A 24045-nucleotide genomic window follows, 5' to 3' on the forward strand; every position below is an offset into this window, starting at 1 on the left:
TGCCCATAAAGACGAATGCCGCACGCGGAATTTAGTCGACCGGACAGCTGCGGTTCAGCGCCTCGACATGCCTGCGACCTGATAGCGACAAATTTTCTACATTCGGGGCTTCATGATTTATCCGTCTCGTTCGTCTTAACAAGCGAGAGCAGACATCACTTTCCTGATCAGGCTCTGAAAAGGAGTTTTTGCATGTACGACCAGCACAGGCCAACGGACGGTATTTCCTTGCAACGCGATCCTACCTACAGCTCGGGCGCCATGTTTGCCAAACCCGCCGAGCGCAATGGCAACGAGCGTATTCGCCAACTGCTCAAGCACTTCGGCTTGCGCACCAGCCTGATCCGGCTGAAGGTGATCGATGCCCTGCTCGACGCCGGCAACGGCCAGCGCCGCCTGGGCGTGCGCGGCGTCCACAGTCATCTGCTGGAGCTGGACATTCCGTTGTCCTTCCTCAGCGTGCGCGAAGTGCTCAAGCGCTTGTGCAGCGAAGGTGTCGTGGTGCTCAACACGGACAAGAGCTACAGTCTGCATCCGGACGCCCTGGCGGCGCTGGAACAGCAGGATTGAGGGTCAGGGCTTGACCTTGCGACGCATCACGCCGTTGATGATCACCACGACCACCGCCACGCCGATGGCGATGTACTGGAACAGCTTCTCGCTGATCACGCCGGTGTTCTGCAGGTAGGTGAGGCCGAACATGATCCCCAGCACCACCAGGACGATCAGAATCGAGTATTTCAAACGTTGTGCCTGGGTCATTGCGTGCGTCCTGAAAAAAGCCTGAAACGGAAAATTGTATCGGGTTTGTATCGGCATTCATGCCAAGCGCCTACAGCGCTCGCCGAATAAGCCGGGCCAAACGCAGTCTCATGATACAGCCGGGCAAGAGTTTTCGCTTCCCGGCTTCAACCATGAGGATGTGTCCATGTTTCGTCGAATCACACTGCTGATTCCTGTGTTGCTCATGTTGTCCATGAGCGGTTGCATCATATTTCCCCACGGCGGTGGTGGCTGGCATGACCACCGTTATTACGGAGGCGGTCCCGGTTACTACCATCGCTGACATCCACGGGTGAGCCCTGCGGCTCACCCGTTTCGTTTCAGGCCCCTGCCCCTCAACGCTGGAAACCGATGCCCGGCCGGGCACACACCTCCACCAGCCAATCGACGAACACCCGCACCCGCTGGGACAACTGGCGATGCGGCGGGTAGAGGGCGGACAGCGGCAAGCCCGGCTGCGCTATCCCCGGCAGCACCTCGCACAGTCGACCATCGCGCAATTGCTCGACCACGTGGTAGTACGGAATCTGTGCCAGGCCGAATCCGGCTTCGCAGGCGGCCAGGTAGCCATCGGCGCTGCTGACCGCGACCTGCCTGGCCAGGTGTAGGGCCTGCAACTGACCGTCGTGGAGAAAATCCAGGCCATAGCGCTTGCCGCTGGCGCTGGAAAAGTACTCGACCATCCGATGGGCCGAGAGCGCCTCCAGCGAGTCGGGCACGCCGTGCTTGTGCAGATAGGCCGGGCTGGCGCAGATCACCTGTTCGACCGTCACCAGCGGCCTTGCCACCAGCGAGTCGTCCAGCACCCCGCCACCGCGCAACACGCAATCGATGCCTTCGCGAATCAGGTCCACGGGGCGGTCGTTGAGACCGATCTCCAGCTCGATCAGCGGATAACGCTCGGTGAACTCCGGCAGCACCGGGATCACGATCAGCCGCCCGATGGCCGCCGGCATGTCGACCCGCAAGGTGCCGCGCGGATTCAGGCGCGTGGCGCGAAACACCGCCTCGGTTTCTTCCAGGTCCGCCAGCAGGCGCACGCAGCGCTGGTAATAGGCCGCGCCGTCGAGGGTGGTGCTGACCTGGCGGGTGGTACGGCGCAGCAACTGCACTCCCAGGTGCGCCTCCAACTGCTTGACCAGGATCGTCACCGAGGCACGGGGCAGTTGCAGGCTGTCCGCAGCCTTGGCGAAACCGCCCAGCTCGACGATCCGGGTAAATACGCGCATGGCGTTGAAACGGTCCATCAGCGATCCATTATTTAGAAAATACGAACAGTGATAGCACTTTTAACGGGTTTATCGCGCTTTTGTCGAGGACCACAATGGGCAATCTTTCGTACAGGAGCGCCAACGATGCACACTCGTCAACTGGGCAGGAACGGCCCGCAGGTTTCCGCCATCGGCCTGGGCTGCATGGGCATGAGCGATTTCTATACCACCGGCGGCACCGGCGAAGCCGTCGCCACCCTGCACCGCGCCCTGGAGCTGGGCGTGACCCTGCTGGATACCGCCGATATCTATGGTCCCTACAGCAACGAAGAACTGATCGGCAAGGCGATCGCCGGCAAGCGCGACCAGGTATTCCTGGCGAGCAAGTTCGGCATCCTGCGCGACCCGGCCAATCCCTCCCTGCGCGGGGTCAACGGCCGGCCGGAGTATGTCCGCAGCTCCATCGACGGTACCCTCAAGCGCCTGGGCATCGAAACCCTGGACCTGTACTACCAGCACCGTATCGATCCGCACGTGGCCATCGAGGAAACCGTCGGTGCCATGGCCGAACTGGTCAAGGCCGGCAAGGTACGTTATCTGGGCCTGAGCGAAGCCTCGGCGGCGACCCTGGAACGCGCGCACAAGGTCCATCCGATCAGCGCGCTGCAAAGCGAATACTCGCTGTGGAGCCGCGACCAGGAGGACAACGGTTGCCTGCAGGCCTGCCAACGACTGGGCATTGCGTTCGTACCCTACAGCCCGCTGGGCCGGGGCTTCCTCACCGGAGCGCTGAAAACCCCGGACGACTTTGCCGCCGACGACTTCCGTCGCACCAGCCCGCGCTTCCAGGGCGAGAATTTCGCGAAGAACCTGCAACTGGTTGCGCAGGTGCAGGCACTGGCCGCGCAGAAAGGGGTCAGCGCCGGGCAACTGGCGCTGGCCTGGGTATTGGCCCAGGGCGACTACCTGATTCCGATTCCCGGGACCAAGCAGCGCAAGTACCTGGAAGAGAATGTCGGCGCACTGGACGTGCAGTTGAGCACGGCTGAACTGCAGGCGCTGGAGGCGGTTTTCCCGGCAAATGCGGCGGCGGGCACCCGTTACCCCGAGGCGGCGATGAGCAGCCTCAACCGCTGAGCAAACGGCTTGCCAGCGAAGAGGCCCCTGGGCCTTGCGGTGTCTGTCAGGGCGCCTTCGCCGGCAAGCCGACTCCCACAGATTCAATCAGTGGCGCGCCATAGCCCTTGTGGGAGCTGGCCCGGCGCTCCTGCGCCTGCCGGCTCCTCCCCTCAGAAATCCCGCTTGTAGAAGATATCCAGCGAACTCGCCACGCCACTCGCCGCCTCCAGGTACACGCGCTTGCTCAGCAGGTAGCGCAAGGCAATGGTATTGGCGGGTTCGAACACGCCTACGCCGTAACGCAGGCTGAGCTTTTCGGTGATCTTGCCGCTGGCCACCACCGCCGTGTTGTTGCCACTGCCCTGGGTATCCAGCTCGAAATCCTGGATGCCGAGGTTCTTCGCCAGGTCCGAGGTCACCGACGAACTGCCCATCAGGCCCAACCCCAGGGCGGCCTGGGCGAGCATGTTGTTGTCTTCCCCGGTGGTGCTCAACGGACGCCCCAGCACCAGGTAGGACAAGGCCTGTTCCTGGCTCATGGCCGGTTCCGAGAAAATCTGCGTGGTCGGTTGCTCGGCGCTGCCGCTCAGGCGGATCCCGGCGATCACATCGTCGGTCTGGCGGATCGCCTCGATATCCAGGTACGGCTGGTCGACCGGGCCGGCAAACAGCAGGCGCGCGCGGCGGATGGTCAGGCGCTGGCCGTAGGCCCGGTAACGTCCGTCATTGAGCCGCAACTCGCCACGGGTATCGAGGTTGTCACCGATATGCACCTGCCCCGCCAGGTTCGCAGTGAGGCCGAAGCCGCTGAAGCTCAGCTTGTCCTGGCCGACCACGACATCGATGTCCATGGCGATGGCCAGCGGGGTCTTGCCCTCTTCGGTCTGGTGTCCGACGATCACCGTGTCGTCCGACACCTTGACGGTCGACGGCGGTAACTCGCGCACAGTGATTTCGCCCTTGGGCACCAGGACCTTGCCCACGATCGCCAGCTTGTCGCCGCGCATGGAAATCTTCAGGTCCGGGGCGACTTCCAGAGTCGCGTAGGGTTCGACGGTCACTGGCAATTGCGCGCCCTTGACCGCGATATCCACCAGCAGCGCGTCAGCCCAGCCGATATGCCCGCCCAGGCTGCCCTGCCCCGACTCGCCGCCCTTCCAGGTGCCGTTGAGCTGCACGTTCTCGCCGGCGATCTGCGCCTGGATCTGCAGGTCGCTGATCGTGGTTGGCAGTTCCGGCCCCGAGATTTCCCCACCACTGAGGCTCAGGTTGCCGTTGACCTGCGGCGCCAGCAGGCCACCGGACAAACGTCCGCTGCCGTCCAGGCGCCCGGCCAGTTTCTCGACCATCGGCACGAAAGGCCGGATCACGGTGAGGTCGAGCCCGCCGAGACGAAAATCGCCACTCAGGGGTTTGTTCTTCGCCAGCGGATTGATCTGCGCCTGGAGGGTCAGTTCGCCCAGCTTGCCGCCGCGAAAATCCAGATGGGTATCGACCCGCCGAGGCGTCAGGTTGCTGGTCAGGCGGAGGGTTTCATAGGGGAAGTCCAGCCACTTGCGGCGCTTCTCGCGGATGCGCAAGGTGCCGCCACTGGCGTCGACCACGATCTGGCCTTTCGGCCCGCCCGCCGGCAGGTCCAGTTGCAGGTCGGCGTTGAGCCGGCCCTGCCAGGCGAAATCCCGGGGCATCCACTGCGCCAGGCTTTCCAGGGGGAATTGCTTGAGGTGATAACGCAATTTGGGCTCTGGCATCAGGCGCTGGTCCTCGCCGCACAGGCTGGCGTCGCCGGACATCCAGCAATGGGCACCAAAGGTCAACCGACCATCGGCCAGCCGCTCCAGTTTCGCCGGGTTCTGCAGTTTCCAGTCCTGGCCGCCGGTCTGCACGTCGCCCGAGGCCAGGCGGCCGCGCCAGTTGCCCTGGTCCAGCGTACCGTCCAGGCCCAGGGCCAGTTTCAGCAGGGGCCCCTGCAGATCCAGTTGCAGTTGCTGGCGCTTGAGATCGCCCTGACCATTGACCAGCAGGTTGCCCAGGTCGGTTTCCCCGAGCTTGATCGCGTTACCTTTGAGTTCGAGACGGGCGCGCTGGGCGTCGTCGAGGTTGGCTTCGAGGCTGAGGCTCTGCAGGCGGTTGTCGGCGAACACCAGTTGCTGCCCTTGCAGGCTGACCTTGCCCTGGGGCGCCCTGAGGCTGCCGGCGAGATCGACCCGCCCCTTGAACTGTCCGCGCAACTGCGGCCAGAGCTGGCCGAGACGCGGCATATCGAGGTCGAGCTGGCCGGCCAGGCGCTGTTGCAGGCTGCCGTTGCCGGTGATGCGGTTGTCCCCCAGGCGAATATCCAGGGCGCCGAGATTCCACTGCTCGCCGGTCCCGGCCGCCTTGGCCTGGAGCACCGCCGGTTGCCCGCGCAGCCGGCCCTTGAGATCGAGATCGGCCGCGAGGTCGAGTTGCCCGTTCTTGAACTGCCCCTTGCTGCGCAACGGCCCGGCCAGGGTGCCGGGCAGTTCCGCCAGCCAGTAAGCCGGGTTGAGCGCACTGAGGTCCAGCGCGGTATCCCAGGCCACGCCGTCGGCAAACTGCAACTTCAGGTAACCGCTGGCCTTGCCCTGCCCCGCCGTCAGTTCGAATTGCGGCAGGGCGATCTGCTGCAGGTCGCCGCTGAACGGGCTGAGCAGGTTGAAGCGGCCCGCTGGCCCGTCGAGGTCAGCCTTGAAATTGCCCAGGTAGTTGCCGTCGGTGTAATGCACTTCGCCGATAAAGGTCCGCGCCTTGACCGCCGGTTCATCGATCAGCGGATACAGCCGATGCCAGGGGAAATCCAGCCAGTCGACATTGGCGTCGGCACTGAAGCCCTGGTGCCAGTCCAGTTGCCCGCTGACCTTGAGGCGCTGGTCGGCACTGGCCGTCAGGTCCAGCGCGGCGATCTGCGCGCCGTTGGCATCGACCCGGCCTTGCAGCGCCAGGCCGATCGGCCCCTGCTCGGCCGGCAGGGTCGCCTGTCCCTGCAACTGGTAGCCGTTCTTCAGGTCGCCGTTGCCGGTCAGTTCCAGCTGATTGAGTTGCAGGGTATCCGGCAGGTCGGCGCTGGCCTTGAAGCCGTCGGCGGTGATCTTCACCCGCGCCGGCAGGTTTTCCGCCAGGGCCTGCAACTCCCCCGTCAGTTGCCCTTGCAGGTAACCGCTGCTGTCGGCCTTGAGTCGCAAGGTCTTGAGCAGGTCGCCCTGGATATCCAGGGCCAGCGACCACGGCGTGGCGCCGGGTGCCGGCAGCAGCAACTTGCCCCGCAGCGCCAGTGGCCAGTTACCGGTCGGCTGCAATTGCCCGTACAGTTCCAGGTTCAGGTCATCGCGTTGCAGGTGCAGGGTGTCGATCTGCAGACCGTTGTCCGCCCAGCGCGCCGCCAGTTGCAACGCCTTGAACTGCTCGCTGCCATCCAGCAGGAGACTGCCGATCCGCACCTGCCCCAGGCGAATCGCCACGGGCAATTTCAGCTCGGGCAAGGTCAGCGGCCCGCTGCTGGTTTGCTCGCCCGGCGCGAAGTGCAGCTCGACCCGCTCGACATCCAGTTGATCGATACACAGGTTCAACCGCGCCAGGCACGGCAGCGACCAGTCGAAGCGCGGCTGCAGCAGCTCGACCTTGCTGCCGTCCTGCTGCCAGAGCAGGTGATCGGCACTCCATTGCCCGCCGAGACGCCCCTGGAAATTCTCCACGCTCAAGCCCGGCACCTGGGCCAGCGCCCAACGGCTGCCGGACTGGGTCCCCAGCACCAGCCCCAGCAGCGCCGCCACGAGCAGCAGGACGGCGAGGAACACCAGGCCGGCGATTTTCAAACCACGCTTCACAGCTCAGGCCCCATTGAAAAGTGCAAACGGATACCGCCGGGATCATCCAGCGCATGGGCCAGGTCAAGACGGATCGGACCAACCGGCGAAACCCAGCGCACGCCGATGCCGACGCCGGTCTTGAGGCTGGGAAAGTCCAGGGTATTGAACGAATTGCCCTGGTCGACAAAGGTCGCGATGCGCCACTTGTCAGCCACGGAATACTGGTACTCGAGACTGCCGGCCACCATGTAGCGGCCACCGATCCGATCGCCCTGGTCGTTTTCCGGGGACAGGCTCTGGTATTCGTAGCCGCGCACGCTCTGGTCGCCACCGGCAAAGAAGCGCAAGGACGGTGGCACCGACTTGTAGCCGTTGGTGGCGCTGCCGCCGAATTGCACCCGACCGAGGAAACGGTGCTTGTCCAGGACCGTCGTCAGCCCCTTGAGCATGGCGGTGCCGTACAACAGGTTGTTGTCCGAGCCCAGGCCCTCCTTGGCGACCTTGGCATCGAACTGCAGGCGATAGCCGTCATGCGGGTCGATGCGGTTGTCGCTACGCAGGTACGAGTAGCTGACACCCGGCATCAGCAAGGTACTCAGGCCGGAGTCATCGCCCAGGCGATACTCTTCGCGCTGCCATTTCAACGAGATCACCCGCTGCCAGCCGCTGGGCAGCTTGCTGTGCCATTCCGGGCCGACGGTGAGCAGCTTGCTCAGGCTGTCGGTGTTGGCCAGTTCTTCATATTGATAGCCGGCCGCCCAGCGCAGCTTGTCGGTCAGTGGCGGATCCAGCGGATGGTCGTACCAGATGCCGACGTTCTGCCGCGGCGCGGAGATTTCGCTTTCGATACCGTAGCTGTCACCCTCGCCATTGACCCAGTGGCGGGTCCAGTTGGCCTTGCCCCGCGGGCCGACGTCGGTCGAATAGCCAAGGCCCAGGCCCATGGTGCGCGGCTTGCGGGTCTGCAACTGGACCTCCACCGGAATCACCCGGGCCGTGGCGGCGGTCGGTGCGGCGTCCACCCGCACACCCTCGAAGTAACCACTCGATTGCAGGGCCTGGTTGAGTTCGGCGATCAGCTCGGAGTCGTACGGGGTATCGGGCTTGAATGGCACCATGCGTTGCAACAGGTCATCGTCGAACGGCGTGTCACCGGCGAAATGCACATGGCCCAGGGCATAACGCGGGCCGCTGTCGTAGACCAGTTCGATATCGGCGACACCGGCCTGCGGGTCGACCAGGAGTTTCTGCGCGGTAAAGCGTCCGCTGAAGAAACCGTAGCGCGAGGCCTGGTTCTGGATCAGTCGCTTGGCGTCTTCGTAATGACCATGATTGAGCACGGCGCCGGGCTTGAGCGTATCGCTGCGCGGCACGCGGAATGCCTTCAGGCTGGTGGCCGGCCCCTCGATGCGCACGGTCACATTGCGCAGGCGCACCGGTTCGCCGGGGTCGATGGTGAGGATCAGGCGCGGCGTCTTGCCGCCCTCGACCTCGGTTTCTATCCGCGGCTGGTAGTAGCCCAGGGCCTGGGCGGCTTTTCGCGCCTGCTCCTCGGCCCCCCGGCTGAAACGCTCGAGCCCACGCTCGCCACGATTGCCGAGGCTACCGATGTAACCTTCCACATTGGACTTCAACTCATCGTTGGCCGGTTTGACCCGAACATCGAGTTCACTTTGTGCCAGCGCCGTCATGCTGCACAAAAGCAGGAGCAAGCCGCTGGTGAATCTTCCTGAAAACGTCATAAGCGCGGATGCTACCACGGGCTGGGGACCGTCATAGAACCCCGTCCGGGGTTAAAGTTCGCACTCAAGCCATTGCTGTTTGTAACACCTGCGGGTTGGCGTGATAGAACACATGTTCCAGGATCGGCCCTACCGCCACTTCGCCGATCTCCTCATAGCCCTGGCGCTTGTAGAACTCCAGGTAGCGCGGATTGCCGGTATCGAGGATGACGCCTTCGGAGTGTTCGTCCTCGGCACACCAGTTATGCACCGCCGTCAGCAGTTGCTCGCCGTAGTGCTGGCCCTGGAACTGCGGATGGATCCCCAGCAGCGGCAACACGTGCACCGAAGTGGAAGGCACGCAGGCCAGCACCGCCTGGTGATAATCCAGGTAACGCCGGGTGCATTTGAAACCGGTGCTGAGCAGCATGCGCATGCGCCAGGCCCAGCTCTCGGTGATCCCCAGCCGGCGTTGCGGCGGCGCGATCAGGGCAATACCGATCAGACGGTCGTTGACCAGCAGGCCGATGGCCGGCAGTTCCTGGAGAAAGTGCTGCTTGACCAGTTCCCGTACCGTGGCGCGGACCCGCTGTTCATAACCCGCGCGCTCGGACTCGAACAGGTAGCCGAAGGTCGGCTCGTGGCGGTAGGCCTGGTACAGCAAGGAACGGGCTTCGCGTGAATAACCACCGTCCAGCAGGTGAACCTGGGCGATGGTTTCTGAAGTGTCGGGCATGACGGTCGATCTCCCTGAACGCTGCGTGGACGCAGCTTGTTGTTATGTACGAGCGCTGGATGGGCGCGACAGTTCAAAGCGACTGCCGGCAACCTCTCGATAAAAGACGTTAGCAGCGCATTTGTCCTACCGCCATGCTGGCCGGGATCCGACTTGTCGGCTAGCATCGCTGTTTTGCCAGGACTGCCGCCCATGAAGATCGTCTCGTTCAACATCAACGGCCTGCGCGCCCGTCCCCATCAGCTGGCGGCGCTGATCGAAAAACACCAGCCGGACGTGATCGGCCTGCAGGAAACCAAGGTTTCCGACGACCAGTTCCCCCAGGCCGAAGTCGAAGCCCTGGGCTACCACGTGCACTTCCACGGCCAGAAAGGCCATTACGGCGTCGCCCTGCTCTCGCGCCAGGCGCCATTGAGCCTGCACAAGGGCTTCGAGAGCGACGACGAAGAATCGCAGAAACGCTTTATCTGGGGCACCTTCGCCGATGAAAACGGCACCCCGGTGACCATCATGAACGGCTATTTCCCCCAGGGCGAAAGCCGCGACCATCCGACCAAGTTCCCGGCCAAGGCGCGCTTCTACGAGGATCTGCAACAGTTGCTGGAGAGCCGTTTCAGCAATGACACGCCGCTGGTGGTGATGGGCGACATCAATATCTCCCCGGAAGACAACGATATCGGCATCGGTGCCGAGAACGCCAGGCGCTGGCTGAAAACCGGCAAGTGCAGCTTCCTCCCGGAAGAACGCGAATGGCTGGCGCGCCTGAAGAACTGGGGCCTGGTGGACAGCTTCCGGCACCTGCACCCCGAGGTGAACGATCGCTTCAGCTGGTTCGACTACCGCAGCCGCGGCTTCGAGGACGAGCCCAAGCGCGGCCTGCGCATCGACGTGATCATGGCCTCCAACGGCCTGCTGTCGCGGGTCAAGGCCGGGGGTGTCGACTACGAACTGCGCGCCATGGAGAAACCGTCGGATCACGCGCCGATCTGGCTGGAACTGGACTGATCCCCGTTCTCCCAGGCAGTACAAAACCCTGCAGGAGCCTGGCTTGCCAGCGATGGCGGCCGAATTGATGATGCAAATCTGACGGGCCTCATCGCCGGCAAGCCAGCTCCTACAGAGGTTACGGTGTTTTCAAGAAGGGGGGCCGGCCCCCGCCCCATGTCATTTAACTGAAACCTGACTGACTCATTCTCGCAGCACTTTTGTTGATAAAAGGTGCCGCCCTCATGCTGCGCGCGCTCTCCCTGCTGATATTTTGCGGTCTGACGCCCCTGGCGTCGGCCGCCCTGCCGCCGCCGCCCGATGACGGCCTGGTGCTGCGTATCCAGGGTTCCAACACCATCGGTGCCAGCCTCGGCCCGGCGCTGGTCAAGGGCTGGCTCGAAGAACAGGGCCTGCGCGGGGTGCATGACGCGGCCACCGGCAAGGACAACGAGCAACGGCTGCTCGCCACCACCGAGCAGGGTCGGCGGGTCAGCGTGGAAGTCGCCGCCCATGGCTCCAGCACCGGCTTCGCCGCCCTCAAGGCCGGCACCGCCGACCTCGCTGCCGCTTCCCGGCCGATCAAGGAATCCGAACGCCTGGCCCTGGAACACCTCGGTGACCTGAAAAGCCCCGAGGCCGAGCAAGTGATCGCCATCGACGGCGTGGCCATCATCCTGCATCCGCAGAACCCGCTGAACCAGCTCGATACCGGGCAACTGGCGAAGATCTTCGCCGGTGAAGTGAAAACCTGGGAAGAACTGGGCGGTATCGGCGGAGCGATCCACCTGTATGCCCGCGATGACCAGTCCGGGACCTGGGACACGTTCAAGGACCTGGTCCTCGCCCGGCGCGGCAAGTCCCTGGCCGTCGGGGCCCGGCGCTTCGAGTCCAGCGAACAGCTGTCGGACGCGGTGAGCCAGGATCCGGCCGGCATCGGTTTCATCGGCCTGCCCTATGTGCGCCGGGCCAAGGCCGTGGCCATTGTCGACGGTGATTCGCAACCGATGCTGCCGCTCAACAGCCTGATCGCCACCGAGGACTATCCGCTGTCACGCCGGCTGTTCTTCTACTTGCCGCCCGACCTGCCCAATCCCTGGGCCCAGTCGCTGGTGCGCTTTGCCCAGAGCAAGGCCGGACAGGCGATTGTCGCCCGCAGCGGCTTTATCGCCCAGACCGTCCAGGCGATACCGGTACAGGCCAGTGCGCAGATGCCGCCCGGCTACCAGCAACTGGCGAAACGGGCGCAGCGCCTGTCGGTGAATTTCCGCTTCGAAGAAGGCAGTGCCAGCCTCGACAACAAGGCCCGCCAGGACGTGCTGCGGGTGCTCGATTACCTGCGCGGCCAGAACAAGCTGCACAAGCGGGTGACACTGGTGGGCTTTGGCGATGCCAAGAACGATCCGCAACGGGCGGCGTTGCTGTCCAGGCTGCGGGCGATGGCGGTACGCCGGGAACTGCTCAAGGGCGGCGTGGTGTTTCGCGACATCCAGGGCTTCGGCGCACAGATGCCGGTGGCGGCGAATACCGCCGACGAAGGACGGATCAAGAACCGCCGGGTCGAGGTGTGGGTGTACTGAGGGATAGGTCCTTGCGGGAGGCGGACCTTGCAGGAGACTGACCTCATGGGAAGCCGACCTTGTGGGAAGCCGACCTTGTGGGAAGCCGACCTTACAGGAGACTGAGCTTGTGAGAAGCCCACCTTGTGGGAGCCGGCTTGCCGGCGATGAGGCCCTCAAGACAGGCCTTGCCCTCACGGACCTCATCGCTGGCAAGCCAGCTCCTGCAGGGGACCGGGCTCACCCCGGCAGCGGTGTGAGATTCAGCGCTCCGAACGCATCATCTCCCGTGGCACATACTTGCCGATCTCGAACTTGCCGATCGCCGCGCGGTGCACTTCGTCCGGACCGTCGGCCAGGCGCAGGGTGCGCTGCATCGCATACATGTAGGCCAGCGGGAAGTCATTCGAGACCCCGGCCCCGCCGTGGATCTGGATCGCGCGGTCGATCACCTTCAGGGCCACGTTCGGCGCCACCACCTTGATCTGGGCGATTTCGCTTTTCGCCACCTTGTTGCCGACGGTGTCCATCATGTACGCCGCCTTCAGGGTCAACAGGCGGGCCATGTCGATCTCCATCCGCGAGTCGGCGATCTTGTCGATATTGCCGCCCAGGCGCGCCAGCGGCTTGCCGAACGCGGTACGGTTGACCGAGCGCCTGCACATCAGCTCCAGCGCCCGCTCCGCCATGCCGATGGAACGCATGCAGTGGTGGATCCGGCCCGGGCCAAGGCGCCCCTGGGCAATCTCGAAGCCCCGCCCCTCGCCCAGCAGCACGTTCTCATAGGGCACCCGCACGTTCTCGAACAACACTTCGGCATGGCCGTGGGGGGCATCGTCGTAACCGAACACTGGCAGCGGACGGAGGATCTTCACACCCGGTGCATCCACCGGCACCAGGATCATCGAGTGCTGCTGGTGACGCGGCGCGTCCGGGTTGCTCAGGCCCATGAAGATCAGGATCTTGCAGCGCGGATCGCAGGCGCCGGAGGTCCACCATTTCTTGCCGTTGATCACCCACTCGTCGCCATCGCGCACGGCCCGGGCGGCCATGTTGGTGGCATCCGACGAGGCGACATCGGGCTCGGTCATGGCGAACGCCGAGCGGATCTCGCCGCGCAGCAGCGGTTCGAGCCAGCGCTGTTTCTGTTCTTCATTGGCATAGCGCACCAGCACTTCCATGTTGCCGGTATCCGGCGCCGAGCAGTTGAACGGCTCCGGGCCCAGCAAGGAGCGGCCCATGATTTCCGCCAGGGGCGCATATTCCAGGTTGGTCAGGCCGGCGCCCAGTTCGGACTCCGGCAGGAACAGGTTCCACAGGCCCTCGGCCTTGGCCCGTGCCTTGAGCTCTTCCATGATCGCGGTGGGCTGCCAGCGATCGCCTTCGGCGACCTGGCGTTCGAACACCGGTTCGGCCGGATACACATAAGCGTCCATGAACGCGGTCACACGTTCACGCAATTCCTGAACCTTGGGCGAATAGGCGAAATCCATGGGCAGCTACCTTCTTGAGCAGGTGGTCGGGGTCATGGAATCGATGCTAGATCAGCTACGAAAATTTACCAAAGCTATTCTCGGCGTGTATTAACATTCATCACCGATATATGATCGGCTGATCGAAACCCCATAATAAGAGCGCCGCGAAATGAATCTGAGCAAGGTCGACCTCAATCTTTTCATCGTCTTCGACGCCATCTACACCGAAGCCAACCTGACCCGTGCCGGGCAGATCGTCGGTATCACCCAGCCGGCGGTTTCCAACGCCCTGGCACGCCTGCGCGAAACCTTCAACGACCCGCTGTTCGTGCGCACCGCCCAAGGCATGGTGCCCACCCCGATGGCCCAGAATATCATCGGTCCGGTGCGCAACGCCCTGTCGCTGCTGCGAATCTCGGTCCAGGAAAGCCGAATCTTCAACCCGTTGCAGGCGAACAAGACCTACCGCATCAGCATGACCGACCTCACCGAGGCGGTGATCCTGCCGCCGCTGTTCCAGCGCCTGCGCCGCCTGGCGCCGACCGTGGCGATCGAGAGCTTTCTCTCCAAGCGCCGCGAAACCACCAAGGAACTGGCCGCCGGGCGGATCGACTTCGCCGTCGATGCACCGCTCAACACCGACCCGCAGGTGCGCCATGTCAAGCTGATGGAAGACCGCTATGTCTGTGCCATGCGCAAGGGGCATCCGCTGGCGGGCAAGGACAAGCTGACCCTGGACGATTACCTGGGGCTGACCCACATCCATATTTCCAGCCGCCGCAACGGCCTCGGCTACGTGGACCTGGCCCTGGGCAAGATGGGCATCCAGCGCAAGATCGCCCTGCGCTCCCAGCATTACCTGATGGCCTCGCAGGTATTGCAGCAGACCGATATGGTCATGACCGTGCCGGAGCGCTTCGCCCGCCGGCACGACCTGCATTACTTCCAGTTGCCGGTCAACGACGTGCCGCCGGTGGAAACCCACCTCTACTGGCACGAAAGCACCGACCAGGACCCGGCCAACCGCTGGATGCGCGAACAGATGATCGAGTTGTGCCAGCAGGTCACGGCCCACGAGAAGAAGCTCGACAAGGCCTGACCCCACACAAGGCCCGCGCGGATGCCGACATGCTTGACGTATACGTCAAGCAGCCCTTAGCTTAGCGCCAAGACCTTTGCCGAGCGCTTTCATGAGCAGCCAGACCTACAGCATCTCCGACCTCGCCCGCGAGCTCGACATCACCACCCGGGCCATTCGCTTCTATGAAGAGCAAGGCCTGCTCTGCCCCGAGCGTCGCGGCCTGGAACGCATCTATTCGGCCCGCGACAAAGTGACCCTGAAACTGATCCTGCGGGGCAAGCGCATCGGTTTTTCCCTCGCCGAATGCCGCGAGCTGATCGAACTCTACGACCCCACCAGCGGCAACCAGAAACAGCTCAACAGCATGCTGGCGAAAATCACCGAGCGCCGTGCGCAACTCGAACAGCAACTGCTGGATATCGAGCAGATGCAGCTCGAACTCGATACGGCCGAGGAACGCTGCCATCAGGCCCTGGCGCAGACCCTGGAAACCCAGGCCAGCCAGATCCTCTAGGCGCTCCATCGACAACAACCCCATTGCGCAAGGTATCCCCATGTCCCTACCTACCCACGTACGCCTGATCGAAGTCGGCCCCCGCGATGGCCTGCAGAACGAGGCCCAGCCCATCAGCGTCAACGACAAGGTCCGCCTGGTGGACCGCCTGACCGATGCCGGCCTGGGCTATATCGAGGTCGGCAGCTTCGTGTCACCCAAATGGGTCCCGCAGATGGCCGGCTCCGCCGAAGTCTTCGCGCGCATCCAGCGCAAGGCCGGGGTCACCTACGGCGCCCTGGCGCCCAACCTGCGCGGCTTCGAAGACGCCATGGCCGCCGGGGTCCGGGAGGTGGCGGTGTTCGCTGCCGCTTCCGAGGCCTTTTCCCAACGCAATATCAATTGTTCCATCAGCGAAAGCCTCGAGCGTTTCGTGCCGATCATGGATGCCGCCCGCCAGCACGGCGTGACCGTGCGCGGCTATGTGTCCTGCGTCCTCGGCTGTCCCTACGAGGGCCCGGTCGCCGCCGAGCAGGTCGCCGTGGTGGCCCGCGAGCTGTATGCCATGGGTTGCTACGAAGTGTCCCTGGGCGACACCATCGGCACCGGCACGCCGGGGGCCACCCGCCGGATGTTCGAGGTGGTCTCGGCCCAGGTGCCACGGGACAAACTCGCCGGGCACTTCCACGACACCTACGGCCAGGCCATGGCCAACCTCTACGCCAGCCTGCTCGAAGGCATCCAGGTCTTCGACAGTTCCATCGCCGGCCTGGGCGGTTGCCCCTATGCCAAGGGCGCCAGCGGCAATGTCGCCACCGAAGATGTGCTCTACATGCTCAACGGCCTGGGCATCGACACCGGTGTCGACCTGGATCGCCTGCTCCGGGCCGGCCAGGAAATCTGCGGCGTGCTGGGACGTGTTACGGGGTCGCGGGTCGCCAAGGCACGCCAGGCCGGTTGAATGTGTCCGGGTGTTACCGTCTGGAAACACAAACGAGTAACACGGAAACAGGTTCAGCGATTTTTCCTGCAACGATTGTCGGACAAAACTTTCAAGCCATTGATTTTAAAGGCTTTGCAAAAGTTGGCACGCCACCTGCTATATCTCCTGCATAACAAGAATAAAAAGCGGCAAACCAATAAAAACAAGACGTACCGACTCTGACATAACAAAAACAACACGGCAGAGACGCAGCTAACAGATTTTTTTGGAGAAGGTGTGCTTTCAGGGGACTTGACCGTCACCCGCAACCGGGCAGAGAAAAATAAAACTACCTCAAGGTAGCTCCCGAACTGGTTGGATCACCTGATAAAGCAGATCAGCGCTCAAAAAAATACGTTTGCTCTTTGACCCCGGATGGGGGTCAGCCAAAACAGCGGTAAAGGGCCACGGTTGACAAAAACAACAACAGACCGCCCCTCAATAATAAAAAAAGAGCATACAACAACGCATTCAAGGGGAGCTTCGGCTCCCCTTCGTGTTCCTGCCATTTGCTGACCCCCTCCCCGTCCATATCTATGTAACGCATCCGCGGATCCACCGACCGGATACTGAATCCGCCTGCGCCAGCGTCTACCTGCCCCCAGGTACAACACGTGGCGCCGTCCATTCAACCGTCAGGAAAATCGGCAGATATCACAGTGTCTCCAAGAATCCCGCTCAAGCCAGAAACGCCCACCCTTCGCGTGCCCGGATCAAAGACGCCGAGCCTCCCCGAATCCTCGCTACCCCACCGTGAGCCAACTATCAGCGGCTTGCGCGTAAACCGGCCGGACCACCCGGCGCTTGCCGTCGGCCAGGCCCACAGCCAGCCGCCCCGGGCACCGGCCGGCACGCCGGCGGCTGCGGACATACAACTGACGTCCTTGCCAGCTCAACCCGTGGCCGGAACCTCCCGTTCGCTGGACAACTACCGGGTCGCCGCGACCGCGGCATTGCCGCCACCCGACCCCCAGGGCCTGCGGATCGCCAGGAAACGGCACTATGTCGATCTCGACGAAGGCGGCACGGTGATGGTCGCGTATGACGCGCAACTCGAAACCTACCGGGCCAGGCGTGTCGATGAGTTGCTGCCCTCCGGCCCGCCGTTGTACCGGACAGGCCACGGCGGCACCTGGGGAACGCACCCCGTGCCAGCGTCCCCCGCCCAACCCGCCATCAGCCCGCCACCGCCCAAACGACCGCGCCCGGCCGAGGAGCCGGCACCCGCCGTGGTCGTCGCCAAGTTCAACTACACCCTCCGCAGCCGCTATACGCTGCTGGCGGGCCCCGATGGGCAAGGCTATTACCGCTTGCGAGATAATGATGCCGCCAGGCACCCTGGCGCCGCGGAGCGTGTGTTCGCCTTCAGCAAGGACGACGACCATTGGGCACTGGTCGATCCGCCGACAGGTCGCATGGACGCCAGCGGCCAGTCCCTTGCCCCCGACAAGCTGCCAGCCTGGACCGACCGCGATATCTGGGAGCACTACGGATTGCACGGCAACGCCATCGACCGTTTCCGGGCCGATGCCGCAGCGCTCGGCACACCACCGCAATGGGCCCGCCCCAGCCAGGAAGGTAGTACTCGCCAGCAACTGATACGGGCACTGAAATGGGCCCATCCGGACCAGACCGCGGAAGAACGCGGGGAGCTACTGCGACGCTACAACCTGCTGCCCAGCATGCTGCCGCGCCTGCAACAGGCGCTCCAGGAAAACGGCGCGATCCCGGAATGGGCCGAGTCGCACAAACGCCAGTCGATGGCCGAAACCCATCCACGGCGCTTTGACCTGCTGGAACAGGAGGTGATGCCGCAGATCCGCAAGGTGCGCAACTTCGAGCCGCACACCCTCGAAGCGGATTTCGACGCCTACTACACCGGGCCATTCCTGGAAGCCTTCCTGCTCCGGCTCGGCTACCGCAAAAACATCCATGGCTGCCTGTACCGGACGGACATTCCCGCGATGTTCAGGAGCGAAGACCGCACGCCGTTCGAGCTGGCCCGGGATGGCTGCATGCTCGCCCGCGAGCACCATGCAACCGGCTCGACCACGAAAAAAGCCCTGAGTGCCACCTTCAGCCTGAGCGACGCCAGAAACTACAGTGTCGGTGGCGGGCCGGGCGCCGGCCAGTTGCGTTACAACACGCAAACCAATAAATACCCCGGCAAGCGCCCGGAATCGGAGAGCAACTCCGACAGCGAAGCGAGCAGCCAGGGGCGTTCGTCGGATACCTCATCGGCAGCCTCCGGCAGCACCGGCCAGTCCGCTGGAACGGCATCCAGCGGTTCGGGCGCCGCGCTCTCACTCGACAGCGAACGCGGCTACACCACCTACCGGCACCGGCAGACCACCAGCTTCACCTATATGATCGATACACGTGAGATCGAAGTCGTGCCGGGTCAGGAAAATCGCCTGTTCAACCGCGACTCCCGCGACCGCCACTTCTTTCCCTACGACGATATCGAAGGGCATATTTCCGTTTCCCCCAGGGGCATCGCCGCCGGGCGGATCTGGCTGGTCAACTCCAGCCTGACCCGTGCCGCCAGTGTCCGTGCGATCCATGCGGCGGCGGGACAAAGCGCCGCCGACATCGAAAGTGCGACCTGGAGCGGCACCGATAACAGCGCGGTCTACGACCAGTTGATCGACCAGGTGGCCGAATCCGGCGGCACGGTACTGAACTGGCCGGCCGACGGGAAAATCTTCGCCGATGACGTGATCTGGCCGGTCCCGAAAAACTGACGTCACCTCCCGGCCGGGTGAATACCTACCGCAGCCCCGGCCGGCACGCCGAATACCCTGCCCCTTCGAACCACGAATCGGGCTTCACACCATGACCACCACCACGTCGGCGGACGCCGGTTCCGCCACTGTCCCCAGCCGCCCCCCCGCACTGCGCGGGCACCGGGGGGTTCACTATGAATTCATCAAGGGCAAGTTCCCCGAATGGCTGGTCCGGGCCGACACCCGGACCCACCTGGCCCTGGGCCAGCGCGCGTTGGGTAAACTGCCTCGGTTGAAAGACGCAGCGCAGGTCTTCACCCACCTGCACCAGAGCTATACCGCCTGCCGCTATTTCCAGCGCAAGGTCGAGGACATACTGCGCAACGTGAGCACGGTCGAGGCCTTTGCCAAACCGCTGCTGGAGCAGGCGCTCAAGGACGAATTCGGACTGACGCTGGACGTCGGCAAGACCTTTATCCTCCAGCCCACCAAAGGCAGCCCGGGGGACCTGCGCTCATCCGTCGCCACCTTGCTGCACGCCGCGCTGCACAACTACGAGGCCTGGGAAACCAGGGACGGCAAGCTGGACGCGCCCGGCCTGCCCGCGGCAATCTACAACAAACCGCCCCTCGATCCGGACGCACGGCGCCTGGCCCTGTCGCCAGCCGGTTTCGCCGCCCTGTGCCGCAAGCTGGACCTGGGCCGGCAGTACCAGAAACATCTCGCCGGGGTGTTCTTCCCCACCGCCAGGGCCGGCGAAGCGACGCTGGAAGCGCAACACGCCGTGCGCGGCCATTTCACCGTTTATGACGCCTATGCCCTCGAGACGCAGGTGCATATCGCCTTCCTGCAACGTCACCTGGACGACGCGGCCTATCGGCTGATGCTGGAAGTGGCCAGGGGCAAGCAGGTCCCCGTGCCAGCCGGACATCCACAGCGCTGCTTCACCCTGAGCCTGCTGCGGATCGCCCTCAACGGCATCCTGGTGGTGCGCACCGACGACCATGCCCGCAGTTGGGTGGTCTATCTACCGGACGATCCCTTCCATCCGGTCCGGCAATATCCATCCCGCGCGGCCTTCGAAGACCACCTGCGAGAGAAGCTGCGGGACTTCGAGTACCTGAAGTTCTTTACCCGTTTCATTCCCCAGCGCTCGCGAGCACGTTTTTTCGACAAGCTGCGTGAACGCCTCTCACCGCGCCAGTGGAACGGCTATTTCTATCAGCCGACCCCCGACCCGAAGGCCAGGCTCGATGTCGCCGGCGACCTGATCGACAGCTATGTGTTTCGCCAGCGCTACCAGCAGAAGGTCGAGACCTTCTTCGAGGATGCCCTGTTCATCGCCGTGCCCACCGCGGAAAAGGACCGGCAAAGTCTCACTGCCCGCCTGGAGCACTACCTCACGATTGCCCTCAATGTGCTCAATGTCGCGGCGTTTATCGTTCCCGGGCTCGGCGAAGTCATGCTCGGGGTGGTCGCGGTCCAGTTGGGCAGCAATATTTTCCACGGCATCGACAGCTTTGCCCTCGGCGAAAAAAAGCAGGCCTGGGCCTACCTGACCGGCGTGTTGCAGAACGTCGCGTTGATCGCCGCGCTGGGGGCCGCCGGAGCGTCGGCGGCCGCCGCCGAAAACGCGGCAATCGGCAGCGCCGGATTTGTCGACGGGCTGCGTCCGATAAAACTGCCCAATGGCGATATCCGCCTGTTCAACCCCGACCTGGCGCCCTTCGCCCACAAGCTGGTGCTGCCGGCAACCCTGGAACCCGATGCCGCGGGCCTCTACCACCACCTGGGACGCACCTACCTGCCGCTCGACGGCAAATTCTACGAGCTCAAGCCGCAGCCATCCTCCCCGCGCTACCAGGCCCTTCATCCAGGCAAAACCGACGGCTATGCACTGGCCTTCAGGCACAACGGCAGCGGTGCCTGGGTCCACGAATTCGAGCAACCACAGGCCTGGGATGACCTGCGGGCGTTTGCGCGTCTCGGCCCCGACGCCGCGGCCCTGGACGAAAGCGCCGCGCGCCGTGTCATGGGCACCAGTGGCGTCGGCGGCGATGTGCTGCGCCGCGTGCACCTGGACAACCTGCCACCCCCGGCGCTGCTGCGCGACACCCTGATCCGCTTCAAGCTCGATCAGGACCTCGGCAAGCTGATCGCCCGCCTGCAGCGCGGCGATGCGCTGGGCTATTCCCGGGACGAGTTGCACATGACCCTGCAACTGCTGACCAACCGCCCCGTGTGGCCGACCTCGAAAGTGCTGCGCCTGCTGGATGAGCAGAACGTCACGCTGAGCGAATACCCGCCCGGTATCGACAGCCGGGTGACGCGGCTGGACGCCACCTGGGACAGCCTGCACGCCAACGATCTGCTCGAACTCGTGCTCACCCGGCTGGGCGAGCGCGAGATCGCCAGCCTGCTCGACGAAGAATTCGGCCAAGGCCCGCTGAGCCTGACGGTGCGCACCCGCAGGCTGCGGCAGATGCTCGCCAGGGAGGCAGTGCAGCGGCGACACAGCCTGTTCGCCTCCCACTACGAGTTTCGCAGCCGCCCGGCCAATCCCTCGGCGCCGATAACGGTGATCCAGCGGGACTTCCCCGCGCTGCCGAGCCTGGTCGCCGGGGAACTGGTCGGCCAGGCCAACGGCGCCGAACTGCAACGACTCGCCGCCGGATCGGTGCCACTGCGCCTGGCCGAGGAAGCCCGCTACTACCTGCGCAATATCCGTATCGCCCGGCTCTGTGAACAGCTCTATCTCGACTCGGTGAACCAGGCCGAAGCCTACCGGGTCATCCTGCCCATGCTGGAAAAACTGCCGGGCTGGTCAAACAGCGTCCGCCTGGAAATCCGCGACGGCGCCTTCCGCGGCCCGCTGCTGGGTAGCATCGGCCCCGAGCGGGCCGCGGCGCGCAAGGTGCTGATCCGTCAGGGCAGCCGCTATGAGGCCCGCGACGCCCGGGAGCAGGAACTGCACGGCCCTGACGACCTGTATGCGGCGGTGCTGCATGCCCTGCCGGATGCCGAGCGGGCCGCCCTGGGTTTCCCCCATGTCGGCCAGGGCGCGCAACTGCGCCAGGCACTGCTCGACCTGCCGCTGCCACCCCGCGCCACGCTGCATGACAGCCTCGGCCTGCCACCGATCAAACCGGGCTTCGTTGCCCCGATGCGCCTGGCCGACGGCCGCCTCGGCTATCCGCTGAGCGGGCGCGGCACGGGCCGGGCGCTGCGCTCGTTCCAGTTCAACCGCCTCGCCCAGGAGCTGTACCCGACCCTGCGCCTCTCCGAGGTGGAAACCCTGCACGGCCTGCGCGACCTGAGCCTCGGTGCCGGCATCGAGCGACTGCGGGCCCTGGAACTCGAATACGCCACCCTGGAAGACGAACTCGACGCCTGGATCGGCGAGCCCCAGGCCAGCGCCGAAGCCAACGGCAAGCGCCGGATCGCCATCCAGATCAAGCGTTGCTGGCGCCATGAAACGGACCTGTCCACCGACGCCAGCGGCCAGCCCATCGGCGGCCGCCAGCTCAGCCTGGCCGGCTATGCCGTTGAACGCCTGCCGACGTTGTCGGCCAACTTCGACCATGTCACCGACCTGCACCTGCGCGGGCTGGCACTGACGGTCTCGCCGGAACTGGACGGTTTCCTGGGCACTTTCCGCCGCGTGCAACGCCTGGACCTGAGCCGCAACGCCCTGACCCGGTTGCCGTCCGCCCTGGAACGGCTGACCGAGCTCAGGCACCTGGACCTCAAGGCCAACCGGATCGTCATCACACCCGCCACCGGCGCGCCGCTGACCCACCTGACCCGCCTGGAAGTGCTGATCCTGGAAAACAACAATACCCTGTCGATGCTGCCCGACCTTAGCCCGTTGACCCGCCTCGCCTACCTGCACCTGCGCAATACCGGGCTGCGCCAGTGGCCGCCCGGTTATGACCAGCTTCGCGCCTTGCGCCGCCTGGACCTGAGCGATAACCAGATCAGCAACATTCCCGACGAAGTCTTCGCCAGCGACCCGCAACGCCAGCGCCTCAACCGCGCGATCAACCTGGAAGGCAACCCGATCCCCATCGCACTGCGCCGGCGCGTCGACCTCTACCGGCAGGAAACCGATCTCGACCTGGGACTCGATGTACTGGTCGAAAGCGACGATCAGTCGGAATGGAGCAGCGACTCGCGCCCGCAATCAGCGGTCAGCTCCCGCCACGGCCGCTGGGGCACGCCCTCGCCCGTACCGCGTGACAGCACGCCCTGGCTCGAAGGGCTGAGCCGGGCGGAACGACATGCCCGGCGCGACCTCTGGCTGCGCCTGGCGAGCGACGATATCGAAGCCTCCGAAGCCTTTTTCCGGGTGCTGGAAGACCTCAGGCTCTCCGCCGACTATCTCGACGCCGAATATCGCCCCGAACTGTCCAACCGGGTCTGGCACATGGTCAGGGCGGCCACGGAAAATAGCGAGTTGCGCGAGCAGTTGTTCAGGCGCGCCAGCGCGCCGGATCCGGACAGCTGTGAAGACGGGATCACCGTAGTGTTCAGCGACATGGGCTTCGATGTGCTGTTGCACGAAGCCAGGGCCCTGCCCCTCGAACAGCGGGAAGGCGAGCTGCTGCGCCTGGCCCTGGGCAAATTGCACCTGGAGTGGGTCAATCGCCATGCCCGCCGCCTGATCGACGCCCGCAAGGCCGTCGGAGGGAACCCCGATGAGGCGGAGGTCTACCTGGCCTTTCGCATCGGCCTGGCGCAACGGCTCGACTTGCCCTGGCAGGCCAGGACAATGAAGTACGAGCGGATCGCCGACGTCAGCAGCCGCAAGCTCGACGAGACCTACCAGCTGATCCTGGCCCGCAAGCGCCTGCCCGGCGAAACATCCAGGGGCCTGCTCGACCAGCCGTTCTGGAAGGACTATCTGGAAGAACGCTTTCATGACGGACCACTCCAGGCGCCACGGGAAGATCGCGACCATCTGATCGGCGCACTCGACGATCTGCTGTCCGCGCAACGCGAATGGTTTGACGGCAACCCCCTGGACGAGCGGCAGAACGCCGACCTGGCCAATACCCTCAGGCAATCGGCGCAGGCACTGGGGCTGATCGCCGATGCCACCTTCGCCGCGGCCCTGACGGACAGCGCCTACCTGAGACTGTCCGCCGATATCGCCAGACCCTATAACGACACCTTGAAGCAATTGACCGAACAGTTGCTGCGCCAATACGGCCTGTAGCCTCCCGGTCGCTCCCACGCTCCAGCGTGGGAGCGATCAGGGCCGCTTAACACGGGAGCCTGGCCAAAAGCCCATAACCGGCTACTTCAACGGTACAAATTATCGATCACAACCCACTGATAAAGCTCAA

15 protein-coding genes are annotated in these 24045 nt (G+C 64.2%); 9 read left to right on the forward strand and 6 right to left on the reverse strand.

Features of this window, described 5'->3' with window-relative positions:
- The first annotated feature begins 192 nt into the window (after positions 1–192).
- A complete protein-coding gene (locus HX881_RS12930) occupies positions 193–570 on the forward strand; it encodes a fe2+ zn2+ uptake regulation protein (protein ID WP_017125822.1) in 378 nt (125 codons plus the stop codon).
- Between the two features lie 3 nt (positions 571–573).
- Here HX881_RS12930 and HX881_RS12935 read toward each other — a convergent pair whose 3' ends face one another.
- Both HX881_RS12935 and HX881_RS12940 read right to left on the reverse strand, forming a co-directional pair.
- Positions 574–762, reverse strand: coding sequence for a hypothetical protein (locus HX881_RS12935; protein WP_017132048.1), 189 nt, complete (start codon positions 760–762; stop codon positions 574–576).
- Between the two features lie 356 nt (positions 763–1118).
- Entirely contained in the window at positions 1119–2030 is a 912-nt protein-coding gene (locus HX881_RS12940; protein WP_017125820.1) for a LysR family transcriptional regulator, read from the reverse strand.
- Between the two features lie 108 nt (positions 2031–2138).
- Here HX881_RS12940 and HX881_RS12945 point away from each other — a divergent pair, with 108 nt between their 5' ends.
- Positions 2139–3131 carry an aldo/keto reductase gene (locus HX881_RS12945; RefSeq protein WP_017125819.1) on the forward strand — a complete coding sequence of 331 codons (993 nt, stop codon included), beginning with the start codon at positions 2139–2141 and terminating at the stop codon, positions 3129–3131.
- Positions 3132–3283: 152 nt separating this feature from the next.
- Here the strand turns inward: HX881_RS12945 and HX881_RS12950 are convergent, their stop codons facing one another.
- The 3 genes from HX881_RS12950 to HX881_RS12960 form a co-directional block, all read right to left on the reverse strand.
- On the reverse strand, positions 3284–6958 hold the full coding sequence (locus tag HX881_RS12950; protein ID WP_177084827.1) for a translocation/assembly module TamB domain-containing protein: 3675 nt from the start codon (positions 6956–6958) through the stop codon (positions 3284–3286).
- Positions 6955–8682: an autotransporter assembly complex protein TamA gene (locus tag HX881_RS12955; protein WP_177084829.1), complete on the reverse strand. Its 1728-nt coding sequence runs from the start codon at positions 8680–8682 to the stop codon at positions 6955–6957. Before HX881_RS12955 ends, HX881_RS12950 begins: the two co-directional genes overlap by 4 nt.
- Positions 8683–8746: 64 nt before the next feature.
- The gene (locus tag HX881_RS12960) at positions 8747–9397 is read right to left on the reverse strand and encodes a GNAT family N-acetyltransferase (protein ID WP_017125816.1); all 651 of its coding nucleotides are present in this window, start codon (positions 9395–9397) and stop codon (positions 8747–8749) included.
- A gap of 192 nt (positions 9398–9589) precedes the next feature.
- On the opposite strand from HX881_RS12960, the gene xthA reads away from it, so the two are divergent.
- Together xthA and HX881_RS12970 are read left to right on the forward strand one after the other, a co-directional pair.
- Entirely contained in the window at positions 9590–10402 is an 813-nt protein-coding gene (gene xthA, locus HX881_RS12965) for an exodeoxyribonuclease III (protein ID WP_177084831.1), read from the forward strand.
- Between the two features lie 224 nt (positions 10403–10626).
- Positions 10627–11961, forward strand: a complete 1335-nt coding sequence (locus HX881_RS12970) for a substrate-binding domain-containing protein (RefSeq protein WP_177084833.1) — start codon at positions 10627–10629, stop codon at positions 11959–11961.
- 242 nt (positions 11962–12203) lie between these two features.
- On the opposite strand, the gene HX881_RS12975 is transcribed toward HX881_RS12970, so the two are convergent.
- Positions 12204–13433, reverse strand: a complete 1230-nt coding sequence (locus tag HX881_RS12975; protein WP_017125814.1) for an acyl-CoA dehydrogenase — start codon at positions 13431–13433, stop codon at positions 12204–12206.
- Positions 13434–13584: 151 nt separating this feature from the next.
- Between HX881_RS12975 and HX881_RS12980 the strand changes: the two genes are divergently transcribed.
- The 5 genes from HX881_RS12980 (at position 13585) to HX881_RS13000 (ending at position 23915) form a co-directional block, all read left to right on the forward strand.
- Positions 13585–14514 (forward strand): LysR family transcriptional regulator, encoded by a 930-nt coding sequence (locus HX881_RS12980; RefSeq protein WP_177061161.1) that lies wholly within the window; start codon positions 13585–13587, stop codon positions 14512–14514.
- A gap of 91 nt (positions 14515–14605) precedes the next feature.
- Entirely contained in the window at positions 14606–15010 is a 405-nt protein-coding gene (locus HX881_RS12985; RefSeq protein WP_017125811.1) for a MerR family transcriptional regulator, read from the forward strand.
- 40 nt (positions 15011–15050) lie between these two features.
- Positions 15051–15950: a hydroxymethylglutaryl-CoA lyase gene (locus HX881_RS12990; protein ID WP_177084835.1), complete on the forward strand. Its 900-nt coding sequence runs from the start codon at positions 15051–15053 to the stop codon at positions 15948–15950.
- 794 nt (positions 15951–16744) lie between these two features.
- Positions 16745–18715, forward strand: coding sequence for a hypothetical protein (locus HX881_RS12995; RefSeq protein WP_177084837.1), 1971 nt, complete (start codon positions 16745–16747; stop codon positions 18713–18715).
- 91 nt (positions 18716–18806) lie between these two features.
- On the forward strand, positions 18807–23915 hold the full coding sequence (locus HX881_RS13000; RefSeq protein ID WP_177084839.1) for a dermonecrotic toxin domain-containing protein: 5109 nt from the start codon (positions 18807–18809) through the stop codon (positions 23913–23915).
- Positions 23916–24045 lie beyond the last annotated feature (130 nt).

Source organism: Pseudomonas gingeri, from assembly GCF_013386115.1.
GTDB lineage: Bacteria > Pseudomonadota > Gammaproteobacteria > Pseudomonadales > Pseudomonadaceae > Aquipseudomonas > Aquipseudomonas gingeri.